General features: G+C 50.8%; 11 protein-coding genes. All 11 read right to left on the reverse strand.

Annotated features, from left to right (window positions below):
* Position 1: 1 nt before the first annotated feature.
* Complete coding sequence (locus HII30_RS17590; RefSeq protein ID WP_169506357.1) at positions 2 to 1,051, reverse strand: ABC transporter permease; 1,050 nt, start codon at positions 1,049 to 1,051, stop codon at positions 2 to 4.
* Entirely contained in the window at positions 1,048 to 2,577 is a 1,530-nt protein-coding gene (locus HII30_RS17595; RefSeq protein ID WP_169506358.1) for an ABC transporter ATP-binding protein, read from the reverse strand. Before HII30_RS17595 ends, HII30_RS17590 begins: the two co-directional genes overlap by 4 nt.
* 178 nt (positions 2,578 to 2,755) lie before the next feature.
* Positions 2,756 to 3,865, reverse strand: a complete 1,110-nt coding sequence (locus HII30_RS17600; protein WP_169506359.1) for a BMP family lipoprotein — start codon at positions 3,863 to 3,865, stop codon at positions 2,756 to 2,758.
* Positions 3,866 to 4,056: 191 nt separating this feature from the next.
* On the reverse strand, positions 4,057 to 6,699 hold the full coding sequence (locus HII30_RS17605) for a cation-translocating P-type ATPase (protein ID WP_169506360.1): 2,643 nt from the start codon (positions 6,697 to 6,699) through the stop codon (positions 4,057 to 4,059).
* Between the two features lie 103 nt (positions 6,700 to 6,802).
* Positions 6,803 to 8,335, reverse strand: coding sequence for a glycoside hydrolase family 30 protein (locus HII30_RS17610; RefSeq protein WP_211184668.1), 1,533 nt, complete (start codon positions 8,333 to 8,335; stop codon positions 6,803 to 6,805).
* A gap of 111 nt (positions 8,336 to 8,446) precedes the next feature.
* A complete protein-coding gene (locus tag HII30_RS17615; protein WP_246246591.1) occupies positions 8,447 to 11,137 on the reverse strand; it encodes a beta-glucosidase in 2,691 nt (896 codons plus the stop codon).
* Positions 11,138 to 11,517: 380 nt separating this feature from the next.
* The gene (locus HII30_RS17620; RefSeq protein ID WP_169506362.1) at positions 11,518 to 12,174 is read right to left on the reverse strand and encodes an SGNH/GDSL hydrolase family protein; all 657 of its coding nucleotides are present in this window, start codon (positions 12,172 to 12,174) and stop codon (positions 11,518 to 11,520) included.
* A 142-nt stretch (positions 12,175 to 12,316) separates the two neighbouring features.
* Positions 12,317 to 12,469: a DUF1540 domain-containing protein gene (locus HII30_RS17625; protein WP_169506363.1), complete on the reverse strand. Its 153-nt coding sequence runs from the start codon at positions 12,467 to 12,469 to the stop codon at positions 12,317 to 12,319.
* Positions 12,470 to 12,585: 116 nt separating this feature from the next.
* The gene (locus HII30_RS17630; RefSeq protein ID WP_246246600.1) at positions 12,586 to 14,379 is read right to left on the reverse strand and encodes a CotH kinase family protein; all 1,794 of its coding nucleotides are present in this window, start codon (positions 14,377 to 14,379) and stop codon (positions 12,586 to 12,588) included.
* 18 nt (positions 14,380 to 14,397) lie between these two features.
* The gene (locus HII30_RS17635) at positions 14,398 to 15,108 is read right to left on the reverse strand and encodes a DUF4956 domain-containing protein (protein ID WP_169506364.1); all 711 of its coding nucleotides are present in this window, start codon (positions 15,106 to 15,108) and stop codon (positions 14,398 to 14,400) included.
* Between the two features lie 2 nt (positions 15,109 to 15,110).
* A complete protein-coding gene (locus HII30_RS17640; protein ID WP_169506365.1) occupies positions 15,111 to 15,824 on the reverse strand; it encodes a polyphosphate polymerase domain-containing protein in 714 nt (237 codons plus the stop codon).
* Positions 15,825 to 16,019: the final 195 nt, after the last annotated feature.

The raw sequence follows: 16,019 nt of genomic DNA on the forward strand, positions 1-16,019 counted from the left end.
TTCAGCCCCCCTGCTTCTTATTCGCCGCACGGCGCGATTTGTATTTACGATACAGGCGGTCGATCAATATGCTGGTCGCCGCAAAATAAATGATAATGGCAATAATCGAGTCCGCAATCTCCGGCGGAATCTCGGTCATCGCGTTCATGAAACCGCGCCCGGAATAGAGCAGTCCGAAGAAAATCGCGGACACCAGCACACCCAGCGGCGCGTTGGCTCCCAGCAGGGCGACCGCAATGCCGTCAAAGCCCTGGGTCGGCAAAATGCCGATCTGAATGCTGGATGCATTCCCCGCATACTGTGCCACACCAGCCAGGCCGGCGATGCCGCCCGAAATGAACATGGACATGACGATACTGCGCTTCACAGCAATCCCTGCATATTCAGCAGCATGCCGGTTGAAACCGACCGCCTTCAGTTCATAACCGAGCGTGGTCCTGTTAATCAGAAACCCGGTGATCAGAACACTAATGATCGCGATGAAAAAGCCCAGGTTGACGTAAGAGCCCTGGAACAGTTCACTGAGCCAGTTTTCGTGAAACAGTGCATTGGCAGGAAGCTGCCTGGACTCCGTTTCACTTCCGCCTTTAAAGTACGAAGGAATGGCATAAAATACCGTCCAGTACGCAATCCAGTTCATCATGATCGTGGACACGACCTCGTGTACATTGTATCTGGCTTTCAAAATCCCGGGAATCAGCGCCCACAGTGCGCCGCCGAGGAATCCGACCAGCACCATGAGCAGCAGCAGCACCGCACGGGGCAGGTCAACCAAATGGCCGACCGCCGTCGCACAGAAGCCGCCGAACAGCATCTGTCCTGCTGCTCCGATGTTAAACAGCCCTGTACGGAATGCAAAAGCAACGGACAGACCGGTCAAGATTAGCGGTGTGGCTGTAGCCAGCGTATTCCCGATCCGTTCCGGATTTTTGAGTCCTCCTTCGAAGAGGAACTTATAGCCTTCTGCCGGATTATGTCCGGTCAGGGCCATGAGCAGAGCGCCTGCTGCCAGTCCGAGCAGGACGGCAGCCAGCGATTTTATCATATTCATGCGCTGCCCTCCTCTTTTCCATAACCGGCCATCATCAGGCCCAGCTCCTGTTCGTTTGTTTCGGCAGCGTGGACAATGCCGACCAGTTCCCCATTGTTAATGACCGCAATGCGGTCTGACAAATTCAGAATCTCGTCGAGCTCCAGCGACACGAGCAGGACCGCTTTTCCTTTATCGCGCTGCTCTACGAGACGGCGGTGTATATATTCAATGGACCCGACGTCCAGTCCCCGGGTCGGCTGGACCGCGATCAGCAGATCCGGATCCCGCTCCACTTCCCGTCCAATAATCGCTTTCTGCTGATTTCCTCCGGACAAGGAGCGGACAACCGACCGGCCGCCGCTGCCAGAGCGCACATCAAAACTCTCGATGATATGCTCCGCATGCTTGCGCATAACGCCCGGCTTCAGCAGCCCGTTCTTGGAATAAGGCGGACGATTGTAAACTTCCAGAATCATATTCTCTTCCAGCGTGTAATCCAGCACCAGTCCCCGCTTGTGCCGGTCCTCCGGAATGTGCCCAATGCCGCTCTCATTCCGCTGGCGGATCGACAAATCCTCGATCGGCTTACCGTTCAGAAGCACGGAGCCGCTTTCCGCTTTATGGAGGCCAGTGATCGCCTCGATCAGCTCGGTCTGGCCATTGCCATCCACACCGGCAATGCCGACAATCTCGCCAGCACAGATATTCAGGTTGAACGATTTCACCGCATCGACCTTCTTGCTGTTCTTCACGGTCAGCGAGGAAACCTCCAGCACGGTTTCACCCGGATGGCTCTCTTTCTTGTCTACTTTGAACGATACGCTGCGTCCCACCATCATTTCGGCCATCGTCTCGCGACTGGTCTCTGCCACTTGGACGGTGCCGATCGTTTTCCCGCGGCGGATGACCGTACAGCGGTCTGCCACAGCTTTAATCTCTTTCAGCTTATGGGTAATCAGAATGATGGACTTGCCTTCATTCGTCAGATTTTTCATAATGCCCTGCAAATCCAGAATTTCCTGAGGGGTCAGTACCGCTGTCGGTTCGTCGAAGATCAGAACCTCCGCATCACGGTACAGCATTTTCAATATTTCCACCCTCTGCTGCATGCCCACCGAGATCTCCTCGATTTTGGCATAGGGATCGACATTCAGACCGTACTGCTTGGACAGCTCGCCTACCCGCTTGGCCGCCCTCTTCACATCCAGAAACAGTCCGAATTTACGGGTTTCACTGCCCAGAATAATATTCTCTGTAACAGTAAAGGGCTCAACCAGCTTGAAATGCTGATGCACCATCCCGATGCCCAGCTTATTGGCAACATTCGGATTGGCAATCCGAACCTCCTTGCCTTTCACTCTAATTCGGCCGCGGTCAGGCTGATACATCCCGAATAAAATACTCATCAGGGTTGATTTACCCGCCCCGTTCTCGCCGAGCAGGGCATGAATCTCCCCTTTCTGCAGCTGGAGCGTGATATCGTCATTGGCAACGATGCCCGGAAATTCCTTGCGGATGCCCTCCATCTCGACAACGTAGTCCATGGGTTCGGCTCTCTCCTTTTTGTGTCCCGGCAGCGGGGAATCTTCAATCTCATAAAAAAAGACGGAATGTGCTCCGTCTTTTTTTTGTGCTTTACATAAAGTTAAAAGTTACCCTTCTGGATGGCTGCGATGGCAAGTGTTCTTACGACCGCTATTGAAAGGTAATCTTTTGTTCAAATTACGGAAGCAAGTCGCCTTGCTCCGCTGAAACAGTGATTTCACCGGATTTGATTTTCTCCAGCACCTCATCAACCTGCTTCAGAACCTCTTCGCTCAGGTTCGGGTTCTCAGCCGGAAGGCCGACACCGTCACTCTTGGCATCCAGGGTAAGGGTTTGTCCACCCGGGAATTTCCCTTCCGTTTCTGCTTTGATCATGTCATAGGCTGCTTGGTCGATCTTCTTCACGGCCGAAGTCAGGACAACCGACTTGTCGCCATAGACACCGTCATTGTACTGGTCTACGTCAACGCCGACGATCCATACCTCGTCTCCGCCCTTCGCGCGGGTTACAGCTTCCTGGATCGCACCGACACCGACGCCGCCTGCTGCTGCGAAGATAACCTTCACGCCATTGCTGTACATTTGGGAAGCCAGCTGGCCGCCTGCTGCTACGTTATCAAACGTGCCTTGATAAACCACATTGTCTTTCTTGATCTCCACTTTGGTATCGAGATTCTCGTTCGCATAGTTCAGGCCCTGCTGGAATCCCCAGTTAAACTTCTGTACCGGTGGAATTTGAATACCTCCGATGAAGCCGGCTTCGCCTTCCTTCAATTGCAGGGCTGTTGCTACACCTGCGAGGAAACCGGACTCCTGCTCGGCAAAGAAGATGGAAACGGTGTTGTCTGCAACGACCGGCTTAGCATCCGGTTCGCCAGAGTTTGGTGCTCCGTCAATCAGAACAAATTTAGCGTCTTTATACTTTTCTTGTGCTTTAAAGATCGCCGTTTCGAACTTAAAGCCCGGTGTGACGATGAATTTGTACCCGGCATCATACAGATTGCCGATTTCCTTCGTGTATTCCGCTTCTGTCGTTCCGGCTGGCTTCTGATACTTTAATCCTGTACCGAAATCCTTGTTCGCTCTCTCAATACCTTCGTATGTTCCCTGATTAAAAGACTTATCGTCAATGGTACCTGCATCTGTAACCATACCTACTGTAAAGCTGGCTTTCGGTGCTTCCCCCCCGGCTCCGCCGGTTGCACCTTCTTCTGGTTTGCTTCCACAGCCGGCAAGCATGCTGACCGACAGTGCAAGACTGAGTAAAGACATAACCCCTTTTTTCATCTGGGTAGACCCTCCTAATGTGTTTGCTGACAAACCAGCGAGTTTGTACTATTACAATATATTAATAAAAGCGACGCATTTCAACAAAAATGTTCGGTTTTTAACCAAAATGCATCTTTAACGCGGTAAAACGTTTCAGGAATAAACACCAAAAGCCGAACAGCAAGCAAGCTGCTATTCGGCTCTTGAAACTAGGCTTCAGAAGTCTTCTTCATACGTAAAAACACCTTGATGATCTCATTCAGGAACAGTGGAATCAGCGCGAGCCCGATCACCAGTCCCCAGTCCGGCAGGCTCAGATTCTGAACCTTGAATGCCGCCGCCAGGAAAGGCACACTGATCGAAATGTACTGGAGTACAAGTCCGGCAATCACGGCAAAGACCAGGAACTTGTTGGAGAAGACGCCCACCTGAAAGATCGACTTGGTCGCACTTCGTTTAGTGAAAGCATAAAAAAGCTGCGACGCGGCCAGCACAACGAAGGACATCGTGCGGGCATAAGTCATCGCTTCTTCCGAGATGTTGCTGTCACGAAGGCCATATCCGAATTCCCGCAGCCCCAGATAGAAGGCCAGCAGTGTCAACGATCCGATCAGCACACCGCCCAGAACCGCTTGAAAAGCGGCTCCTCCGGCAAAGAAGCTTTCCTTCGGATTCCTCGGTTTTTTCTTCATGACATCCTTCTCACCAGGATCTACGCCGAGCGCGATGGCCGGCAGTGTATCTGTCACCAGATTGATCCACAGGATCTGCGTCGCCAGCAGGGGCAGCGGCCAGAAGAACAGGATGGATGCCAGGATGGCAACGACCTCCCCGAAGTTACAGGAGAGCAGGAATGTCACGGTCTTGCGGATGTTGGCATAGATATTCCGGCCTTCCCGAATCGCATGCACGATCGTGGTGAAATTATCATCTGTCAAAATCATATCGCTGGCACCCTTGGATACATCGGTTCCTGTAATCCCCATGGCCACGCCGATATCCGCATTCTTCAGCGAAGGCGCATCATTCACGCCATCCCCGGTCATAGAAACAATGTTCCCCTGTGCCCGGAACGCCTTGACAATCTTGACCTTATGCTCCGGAGATACCCGCGCAAATACTCGCATATCACGGATCTTCGTGGAGAACTCCTCATCGGACAGCTCATCAATCTCGGCACCTGTCATGCTCTGCTCCAATGAACTCGCAATCTCAAGCTCTTTGGCGATCGCAACGGCCGTATTCTTGTGGTCTCCGGTAATCATGATCGGCGTAATGCCGGCCATTTTGGCTTCCCGGATGGAATCCTTGACCTCGATTCGTGGAGGATCGATCATGCCGACAAAACCAAGGAACGTCAGATCGGACTCCATCTCTTCCGGAGATATCTGCGATGCCGTGTTCTTGTACGCGGCAGCCAGCACCCGAAGCGCATCATCCGACATCTGTTCGGCCGCCTGCAGGTACTGTGCCTTCAGCTCCTCTGTTAAAGGCACGACTTCATGGTTCACGACCGCGGTGGTGGAGATCTCCATGATCTGATCGATGGCGCCTTTGGTATGCACACGGAACCCATCTGGCGTCCGGTTCAGTGTAGACATCAGCTTCCGGTCTGAATCAAACGGTCGTTCCGATACTCGTTTGTACTCCGCATCCATGGACTTCTTGGACAAGCCGTTCTCTTCTCCGTAACGGACCAGAGCCACCTCTGTCGGATCTCCTGTGCCTTCTCCATTCTCATAGGTCGCATCCGAACACAGCACAAAAGCTTTTATCATTTCCACCGGAGGGTCTTCCCCTGCCCCCTGTTCAGACTCAGACAGCACGTAGTTCTTCACCACGGTCATCTTGTTCTGGGTCAGCGTTCCTGTCTTATCCGAACAAATGATATTCACTGAACCCAACGTCTCTACAGCAGGCAGCTTTTTGACGATCGCATGGATCTTCGACATTCGAGTGACGCCCAGCGAGAGCACGATGGCTACAATAGCTGGCAAACCTTCCGGAATCGCAGCTACAGCCAGACTGATGGCTGTTAAGAACAGCTCGAACAGATCCCGGCCCTGGATCAGTCCAATGACGAAGATCAGCACACAGACGCCGATCGCAATGTAGCCCAGCGTTTTTCCAAGCTCCTCCAGCTTCTTCTGAAGCGGCGTCAGCTTCTGGTCGTCGACATCCAGCGCCTGTGCGATTTTGCCCATTTCGGTGTCCATTGCAGTTCCTACAGCAATTCCTTCCCCGCGGCCGTAAGTGACCAGTGTGGACATAAACGCCATGTTAGAACGGTCACCCACCGGGGTTTTCGGATCCTGATGTATATCTTCCGCCTTCTTGTCTGAAGGCACCGATTCACCGGTCAGGGCGGATTCTTCAATCTGCAGATTAGCACTTTCAATCAGCCTTAAATCGGCAGGTATGTATCTTCCAGCATCCAGGATAACGATATCGCCCGGCACGATATCTACCGAATCAATCTCCCTTACCTCGGCGTCGCGCCTGACGAGCGATTTCGGTGTGGTCATCTGCTGCAGAGCCTCAATAGCCTTCTCTGCCTTCTGCTCCTGAAATACGCCGATGGCCGCATTCAGCAGCACCACCGCCAGAATGATGACAGCGTCCATGTACTCCCCGACAATGAGGGTCACGACTGCCGCTCCAAGCAGAACATAGATCAGCATATCCTTCAGCTGGGAGAAGAACAGTACAGCCAAACTTTTCTTCGGCTTCCCTTTCAGTTGATTACGTCCGTATTTCTCCCGTCTGCTCCGGGCCTCTTCTGCACTCAGCCCTGAAGCCGGATCACTGCCAAGCTCCCGGACAACCTCTTCCCGGGATTTGGAATACCACATATCATGCACCCCTCGTCTTCGTGATAAAATCCAACTATAGGTATTGTAAACCTAATGATGTGAAAATAATCCCGAAGCCGGTACAACCATCCAAAAAGGAGGTTCATGTCTTCCATGTGAAGGTAACTGCCGAACGTGAAGGCAGCTGGTAAGTGAACTGCCCATCAGGGCTCTCTACCTTAAAATGTGTATCCTCCGAACCAGTATTGGCTGCAATCAGCACAAAAGAACCATCTTTGTTGCGGAAAGCGACCGACTCGATCCTGCCTTCCTGCTGGGTGGATAGTACTCTTACAGCCCCCGGGCGAACGAACCGGCTGTAATGGCCAAGTACGTAATATTCCACATTCCGTGTGACTTCCCCGCTCTGCGGATCAATGGTGACCACCCCCCTGCAGTCGGAGCATCCTCCGCTGGATGGTCCTCCCTGCGGATTCAGTGCCATATTCCACATCAAGACATTTTTGGCCCAGTTCCGCGGAGCTCCGATAATCAGATTGGACATCTGCCAGCTTAAATTGTCGCCAAAACCTTCACTCCATTCGCCCCCGCTGCATTCGGTAAAATAAACCGACTTATCCGGGAAAGCCTCATGCACCTCGGACATCGCGGAGGGATCACCTTCATAACAGTGAAAAGCCGTTCCATCCACATAGGGATTTGCCCCCTCATCGTCAAGCACTTTCTCGGCATACTCTAAGCCCTGCTCCCAATTATGGTCATAAGCAATGATTTTTGCAGAAAGACCGGCCTTATGAAACATCGGGCCTACATAATCGGAAATGAACAGTGCCTGCTCCTCCGCCCCCATGCTCATGCTGGGATAATCGGGCGTTGTGAACAAAGGCTCGTTTTGAAGGGTGATGCCGTAGATCGGAATCCCCTTTGCTGCATAAGCTTCAATATATTTTACAAAATAGCGCGCATAAGCCTCATAGTTCTTCCTGTCTGTATAATCCAGATACCAGCCGGTTAATGTGTCCTCTCCAAACTTCATCCAACCCGGCGCCGTCCAAGGTGTTCCAAGCACTTTGATATCTTTCTTTTTAGACACAATATCCTGAAGCACCTGAATGACAGCGGCGTCCTGACGTATCGAAAATTGTTCCATATGATCATCCCGCACCCCGTTATTATCGTTATACGTGTAGCGGGCAGGCCGGCCAGACTCATCAACAGAGAAGTCCGATGCTCCAATCGTATGGCGAATAAAATCCAGGTTGATTCCTTCCGCAGTAAACAGGTCGTTCAGCAGTGCTTCCCGGCGCTCGGGAGACAGCTGGTTCATCAGATATGCGGATGAACCGGTAATCGCTGCTCCGACTCCGTCCATCGTCTGATATGAGGTATCCGGATCCACCTTCACGGTGACAGGTTCTTGATCTCGATCTTGCTGTGTGCTTCCAGCATTTGCTGGCGCCCCATCGGTGAACATAACCGGCTGCTGCTCTGTCAGCAGCTGGGTCTGGTCAGCGGTAGTCAGCCAAACCTGCGCCTCCAGGGGCTTTACAGATTTTACCGCTGACGGTGACGGCACATCCTCTGAAGGTGACTGCGGCTTCATAATCACCGTAAGCACCAGGGCTGTCAAACTCAGAATCGTCCCGATCCCTAATCCCTTTCCCCATCTTCTCATCTGGTATTCCTCCTTCTCGCCGTGACACCCAGCATCTACGGCACCTTGATTTAAAAAAGAGCCGCAGCACGGGGCTGCGGCTCTTCACCTCACTTTAATAGATCAAAACTTTTATTTGCCGGATGGGCTTCCGACTTTCACGCTGCCGCTCAGACGGATATCATCAGATGCGCTGCCCACATAGATAGGCACATCACCTTTTGGCATTACCCACTCATTGTCCTGCTCATCCCAGTAGGACAAGGCTTTGCGGTCAAGTTCGATGTTGACACGCTGCTGCTTGCCAGCTTTCAGATCAATCTTGGCCCAGCCAGCGAGCTGCTTCTCTGGCGTTTCTACCGCAGTTGGCAGACTACCTACATATACCTGCACGACTTCGGATCCAGCTACTTTACCGGTATTCCGGACGTTCAGTGAAACCTCAATCGTGGCCTTCTTGTTCTTCCCTTTACCGCCCTTGGTCTTCACTTTAAGGTTGCGATAGCTAAAGTCTGTGTAAGACAAACCATGACCAAATGCAAAGGCCGGTTTCAGGTTCAGCTTGTCGTAACCTTTGTAACCTACAAAGATACCGTCGGAATAATCACCGATTCCGTTTACACCAGGGAATTGAGCTTCCTTGGATACCGGCGTTTGCGTTTCATCCACAGGGAATGTTACAGGAAGCTTACCGGATGGGTTCACTTCCCCAAACAGAATACGCGCTACGGCATTACCCTGTTCTTGTCCGCCGTACCATGCCTGAACAATACCCTCTACATCATCTTTCCAGGAATCCATTTCGACCGCACGTCCACTCATTTGAACAACGATCGTTTTAGGATTTACCTTCGCTACCTCGCGGATCAGCTGCTCCTGATTGTTTGGCAGCTCCAGATCGGAACGATCCACATATCCTTCACTGTCATAGGTGCGGGTTACGACCACTGCCACGTCGGACTTCTTGGCCAGCTCGATGGCTTTTTTCATTTTTGCGTCTACGGCTTCTTCCGGTGCTTCCCATCCGAAACGAATCTGAGGACCCATGTCGCGTCCTTTGAACGGAGGGTTGTCCGAACGGTATTCAATACGCACATTGTGAGCTTCGCCTTCGGTCAGCTCGATTTCTTTCTTCGTTGTTGACAGTGTTGTCCCTTTGTTCTCAAACAGCAGCTCATCATCCAGATACAGCTGGCTTGAACCCAGGCTGGTCAGGGACAATGTGTACTTGCCTGTAGCCGGTGCTTTGATCGAACCGGTCCAGCGTGCCGACATTTTCTTGTTGAATGAAAGCGGCGTAAGTGGAAGCTTCGGTGACTGGGCATTAAAGCCTTCATAGTTATAGAAACCGAAGTTTACATTAACCTGTCCATCTGTGCGTTCCAGAGACGGGTCGCCTTCCATATCAATGTTCGTCCAGTATTGAGCTTTCAAACCTGTTTTATTCTCTCCATAGCTGTTTTCCGCAGGTGACGGAGTCAGAATGGCAGAAGGTACAGCAGAAGGACCATTAAAGGCATCTCCGCCGGAAATAGGATCGGTACCCGGTTCGTATTGAACCTTCACCTTTTTACCTGCGATCTTCTGAATGCCTTCCAGCGGGCTTACTGTGTAAGTCGGGTTAACGAGACTGCTGCCGCCGCCGGCTGCTGAAGCGTTATCTGCATCCGGACCAATCACAGCAATTGACTTCATATTTTTCTTGGACAATGGCAGCACATTGTCATTGTTTTGCAGCAGCACCATGCTTTGTTCTGCAAATTCACGGGCTTTTTTGCCATTGGCTTTCGCGTTGATCTTCACATTTTGAACCGGATTGTCAAACAATCCTTTCTCAAACATCTGCAGCAGAATTCGGCTGACCATATCGTCCAGCTTCTCCTGACTGACTTCGCCATTCTTCACAGCGGTCAGCAGCTGATCTCCCCATTTGCCAAAAGGCTCGCCTGGCGTCTCAAGATCAAGACCCGCATTGGCCGATTTGGCGGTGCTGAGGTTCGCACCATAGTCACTCATAATAAAGCCTTTAAAGCCAAATTGTTTTTTCAGTATATCGGTCATCATCTCTTGATTTTCACAAGCGTATGTACCGTTCACCTGGTTAAATGAGCACATGGCCGAAGCCAGTCCAGCTTTTTCTACCACTTCTGCAAATGGCCGTGCATATACTTCCTGAATCGTACGCTCACTCGCTACAGCATTCGTAGAGAAGCGCTCTGTCTCCTGATTGTTCAGAATATAATGCTTCGCTGTAGCCAGGACCGGATTACTCTGGATCCCGTTCACATAAGCTGTTCCCATGGAAGATGTCAACAGCGGATCTTCCCCGAACGATTCAAAGTTCCGTGAGCCCCAGGGGGTACGGGCGATATCGAGCCCGGGTCCGAGCAGCACATTATGTGTTGTATTGTAAGCTTCCTTACCGATCAGATCGCCGTACTTCTTGGCAAGATCAAGATCCCAGGAAGCCGCAAGCGCAATCGGAGCCGGAAGCGCCGTGGATTTCTTATCCTGTACATCCGGGTTGGCGATCCGCACACCTGCCGGCCCGTCCGCCATCTGCAGCGCCGGAATGCCGAGACGCTCCAAGCCATCGTTATAAAATCCGTAATAATTGTTCACCTTGCCTGTTACAAATCCGACCTTTTCCTCCAGTGTCATCGCCTGAAGCAGCAATTCCGTCCGCTCTTCAGCTGACAGGGAAGTGTTCATCCAAGGCCGGTCATTGTCTGCTGCAGCATACGCCTGAAGCGGCGAAACTGCTACTGTTGCGATTAAGAGCAGCATGAACCATACTCGGATTGAAAATCTCTTAGAAGTCATGTTCATTTCTCCTTCTCGTTGTTTCTTGTATACGTGTATACAAGGATTCAAATGCATCATCCAGCTGCCTGACCTCATGATGCCAGGAAACATGGGATGATTCATTTCGCTTACAACGATAAAGGAGTGTCTCCCTGATTACATCCCCTTAAATATGGAAAACAGGATGTGCTTCATGCCACTAGTTCTTAAGTATCAGTTCGATCTCACAGCACATAACAGGTTAAGTAAGCGAATCAATGACAGATTTGTCATCATATTTGGAAGGTTTCAAAAACCTTAAAATTCGCTTAAAAACAGTCATTCCTACCTAGGCGTATCTTTTCAACAAATATCCTAAATGATCCTCTGATGTTAAAGTAAGCATTTTATTTTTATCTTTATCTGATAGCCAGCCTGCTGTTCTGAACGACTGCAAGCCACTGATCCGCAAGAATCTGATGGCCTGCCGTGGTCGGATGGATACCATCCCAAACCCAATAAGACGCTTCCGCCACCTGACAGGCTTCATCCAGTGCTGCCTGCAGCGGTACCCATACGGCGTCAAATTCATGGGCCAGCTGTTTGACGATGTGCTGATACTCTGTCACTTTGGCTATTAAGCCTTCCCAGTTTCTATCCTGAGCTCCTGCTTGTACTACAAACGGTTCACATAAAATCAAGCCCGTCCCCGGCAGCACCTCTCGCGTTTCCTCCAGCAGATGGCGGTAAACCCGCTCGAACCGGTCTGTAGCCCCTGCGGGCAGGCCTTCCGCAATTTTAGCTGCATCATTTACACCCGCCAGTATACTAAGTACATCCGGCTGCAGGGAGATGGCGTCTTCATTCCACCTTGCGTAAAGATCGGAGACCCGGTTGCCGCTGATTCCCCGGTTTATAAATTCCGGCGTAGTGGCAGCCAGGTCACGGCCCAGCCGTGCAGCGATGATATACGGATATCCATGCCCCAGGATATGGTTCGGATCATCATTTCTTCCCCGGCTCCCGTCGGTTATGGAGTCCCCTTGAAACAAAATTTTTAAAGACTGGCTTCTCATATTAAACACCCCTTCATGATGCACCTGTTCCAGTGCTCGCTTATTACGGTTTCGATAACCTGATGACCAGCACCTGCTGTAATCTCTCATTTCACACAAAAAAAAAGGAACCCGTAAGGCTCCTTTCCTTTTGTACAAACGTCTATTTCGCTTCAAAAGTTCGGCAATCGGTTTCGGCAGGTTTTCTGGCTTCTCTCGGATTGTGACTCGCAACAAAAATGGAAGAAGCACTGCATTTGTTATCTTGGGCCCAATAACGACAAGAATTCACTTCACACATTACATCTTTAGCCATGGTTGCTCACCTCCTCAGAAGATTCATCATTCCTAACATTTGCTTATCCTTTATTAACCACGATCTCAGCTTTTGAGACGCCAATCTCAAAAAAATCAAATCTTTTCTGCTGCCGCTTACAGCCGGTGTCTACGGAAGAATTTCACGAATACACATGCCAGGATCAGAATAAGGACCGCTATTCCGGCAGTCATTGCCTCCGCAGCGCTGCCTTGGCTGCTCGGCTCACCCATGCCGCCGTTCATGCCGGGCATACCGCCCCGCTCACCGCCCATATCCGGGCGGTTCATGCCTCCAGGCATTTGTCCATTGCCCCGGCCCGGGAATTGGCCCATTTGTCCGCCGTTTTGGACATCCTGTACACCAGTGCCATCCTGTCCGTTCTGCGTCTGACCATTCTGAGCTTCGGGCGGCATCTGTCCATTGAATGCCGCAGGAGCATCGCCGTTAGCTGCGTTGTTGCCACCTGCATCGCCGCCGGGTGCAAAACCGCCGGGTGCACCATCAGGCACACCGCCCGCTGCACCGCCGCCTGCGTTACCGCCCGCGCCTCCCCCATCTCCAGGCATGCCCATGCCTCCTCCACTGCCGGAGCCATCACCCGAGGAAGGGATCGTGCCGTCCAGCTGCTGGGATATCTGTTCTACCTGGGTGCTGTTCGTCGTTTTCAGAGCTTCCACACTCTGCTTGAACTCGTCAAATGTATAAAAAGCGTTGGGGTCCTTCTCCACATCCTCGGAGATGAGTGCATACAGCTCCTGCACACGTGCGTGGAATATATCCTCTTGCAAAAATACGTCGATCGTTTCCTGAAGAATGGCATGATACTTCTCCTTATACTCTTCCTGCTCCAGAAGTTTGGCCACAAGCGGCCGCTCAGCTAAAGCACCTTGGGTGGGCTCATCAATCAGAAGAGAAGAAGATCCCAGGCCTCCAAATGCCATGTTGTAATCCCATGGCAGTACGGAGAACACCCCTTTTTGTTCATATAAATAGTAGTTTTGCTTATTTTGTCCGATATAGCTGTCTGTGTTTTGAGTGGCGACATTGAGGGCGATATATTTCAACACTTCTTCTACATCCAGCACACTTTCGTAATCTGATCCGTTGTTGAGCTCATCGATCATATTCACCAGCGCTGTATCGTCATTTCCCTTCGATTTCTTGGCGAGTGCGGAATAGTCGTCTGCATTATCACTGATCCACTGCAGATCTCCTCCATTCCCGGTCATCTCCGCTTTGTACAGCGCTCCCGTGCTGTTATCAAAATATCGCTCCAGATAAGCACTGCCAATCTGCTCCACTGCCAGATACGTGCCATACCGCTCTCCGTTAATGTATATATTGACATAAGAATGTTTAGGAACAGGCAGCCCCATCTTCTCCGCAAGCTCATACGTCAGAAATTCACGCATGGAGGATGCATCGCTGTAATTGTTGTTCAGGTTGATTTTGGAGATGCCGAACAGGTTCTGACTCGATATAAATTCGTCAAACGACAGTTTAAAGCTGTACCGGTCTGAATCCGGCATGCTCACCACGGATCTAAGGCTCAGATTCCCTTTGGTCCGGATTCCGATGTTGTCGATTCTTACGCCATTATAATCCACAGAAGCTGTCTTCATCTCCTCATTCGATGCGTTGTCCAGCATGTCCTGGAAATCGTCCGCATCCAGTGTAATCTTCACATCGACCACCTTGTCTTCGGCAAAGATGGTGCTGTCCAGATTTTGTTCATCCTCACTTTTGGCTGAGCTCTCCGCATCTGCATCTCCCTGTGGCTGTGCCTCCGCCTGTGGCATGATCTGGGATGCCGGATTTTCATAGCCGTTCCATATCACACCGATCAGCAGCAGGATGCCGAAAAGACAGGCCAAAAACGGTACGCCGGCTTTATTGTTCATTTGCATATTCTCACCACCATTATTTTAAGATACATAATCGCCGTTATAGCTGATCAGCACCGCATTCTTCACCCCGTTCAAAGCGGAGAGCTGGTTCACAAAAGTCCCTTCCTTATCTCTCAGACGAACTTCCAGCGTCATTTCAATGTTATTGGCCGAAACGGTTTTTTGCTTCACATTGTAACGTTTCACGATGGAACCCAGTTTCTTGTGGATCTCCTGCTCGCTGTGCTGACTATCACAGTTGACGACCAGAAGATACGGCGTATCCACGATCGGATTTTTGATGAAGACCAGCATGATGATTCCTACAATGACAGAGCCAATCACAGCCAGCGTATAGAATCCCGCCCCGGTTACGATCCCGGCTGCAGCAGACCAGAACAGAAAAATCAGATCTGTCGGATCCTTAATCGGCGTACGAAAACGGACAATACTGAGCGCACCAACCATACCGAGCGAGAGGATCAGGTTGGAGTTTATCGCCATAATGACCAGCGCAGTGACCATCGTCATGCCGATCAGAGACACATTGAAGCTTTTGGAATAAAGAACGCCGCTGAAAATCCGCTTGTAGAGCAAATACACGAAGAAACCGATGGCAAAAGCGATGGCAAAGGTAATGAGCATCTTGGAAATGGTAATATCTGATTCGAAATTGGTGATGAATGAACTTTTAATGATATCCGTAAACGTCGTCGTATCCTGATTTGTGGTGGTGTTTGTTGTATCCATACTTAATAATCCTCCCAAGTGTTTGATTTCAAATATTTGCGGCAGATGACGTATTTCGAAGCGGACTGCTTCTGCAGTCCCTCCATCTGAACCGCGGCACGAATATATTCCGGCAGGTAATCGTCATATTTGACCTCCAGAATCATCAGGTCTTCATCCAGAGCCCGGATAGACGTCAGGTCCTTGTTGAAGATATCTGTCTGATGAAGGCCCGTGCGAAGCTCCTTGTCGAACGTTATCCGGACATTTCCGTGTGTGTACACATACGGCTCCCGGACATAGTCCACAATGACTTTCGGAGCAAGGCGTCGATGCTTCATCTGGTGATACATCTCCATCAGCAGCGGCTTGTCCGGCACATACAGAACCTCGAGATTTCCCTGCAGGATTTGTTCGTACATCTCCCGAGTAATCGGTTCTTTCACTTTGGCAATGTAGTCGCGCATCTTTATTTTTTTCTCCAGATGAATCACGTTATCGCTGATGTTGTAGATCCGGATGCGGTACTTCGCGCGTCTTGCAATCCCCCCCAGCTTCTCGTGAAGTGCCGTGTTGTCCATGTCATCGAAATACAGGCTGCGGATATGATACTCCCCCGTGCTTCCAACATGCTGATCCTGAGCAATCAATGATCTCAGCCTGGTCGACATGACGTGATGCTGATGGCGATTGATGAAAAACTTCAGCTCATTGCGGTATTTCAATGTCTGATTCATCCGTCAGGCTCCCCCTATAATTCCATATTCCCGTCCGTTGTTCGGGTACATTTCGAATTATAGGCGCTGAATCTGATATCTATCTGAAAAAGGGCTGAATGTTAGCTGAAGGTTTCCTGCACAAAAAAAAGCAGATATCCGCTGCAAACGGCATACCTGCTTTACTCTCTGACACTATATTCAAATTCGTTGTCG

This window comes from Paenibacillus lemnae (assembly GCF_012933385.1).
Classification (GTDB): Bacteria; Bacillota; Bacilli; order Paenibacillales; family Paenibacillaceae; genus Paenibacillus_AQ; species Paenibacillus_AQ lemnae.

Excerpts from the sequence above, each read along its gene's own strand:
- HII30_RS17630 (WP_246246600.1), bottom strand. The coding sequence starts at position 14,379 with ATGCAAATGAACAATAAAGCCGGCGTACCGTTTTTGGCCTGTCTTTTC.
- HII30_RS17620 (WP_169506362.1), bottom strand. The coding sequence starts at position 12,174 with ATGAGAAGCCAGTCTTTAAAAATTTTGTTTCAAGGGGACTCCATAACC.
- HII30_RS17610 (WP_211184668.1), bottom strand. The coding sequence starts at position 8,335 with ATGAGAAGATGGGGAAAGGGATTAGGGATCGGGACGATTCTGAGTTTG.
- HII30_RS17615 (WP_246246591.1), bottom strand. The coding sequence starts at position 11,137 with ATGACTTCTAAGAGATTTTCAATCCGAGTATGGTTCATGCTGCTCTTA.
- HII30_RS17590 (WP_169506357.1), bottom strand. The coding sequence starts at position 1,051 with ATGAATATGATAAAATCGCTGGCTGCCGTCCTGCTCGGACTGGCAGCA.
- HII30_RS17635 (WP_169506364.1), bottom strand. The coding sequence starts at position 15,108 with ATGGATACAACAAACACCACCACAAATCAGGATACGACGACGTTTACG.
- HII30_RS17595 (WP_169506358.1), bottom strand. The coding sequence starts at position 2,577 with ATGGACTACGTTGTCGAGATGGAGGGCATCCGCAAGGAATTTCCGGGC.
- HII30_RS17640 (WP_169506365.1), bottom strand. The coding sequence starts at position 15,824 with ATGAATCAGACATTGAAATACCGCAATGAGCTGAAGTTTTTCATCAAT.
- HII30_RS17625 (WP_169506363.1), bottom strand. The coding sequence starts at position 12,469 with ATGGCTAAAGATGTAATGTGTGAAGTGAATTCTTGTCGTTATTGGGCC.
- HII30_RS17605 (WP_169506360.1), bottom strand. The coding sequence starts at position 6,699 with ATGTGGTATTCCAAATCCCGGGAAGAGGTTGTCCGGGAGCTTGGCAGT.
- HII30_RS17600 (WP_169506359.1), bottom strand. The coding sequence starts at position 3,865 with ATGAAAAAAGGGGTTATGTCTTTACTCAGTCTTGCACTGTCGGTCAGC.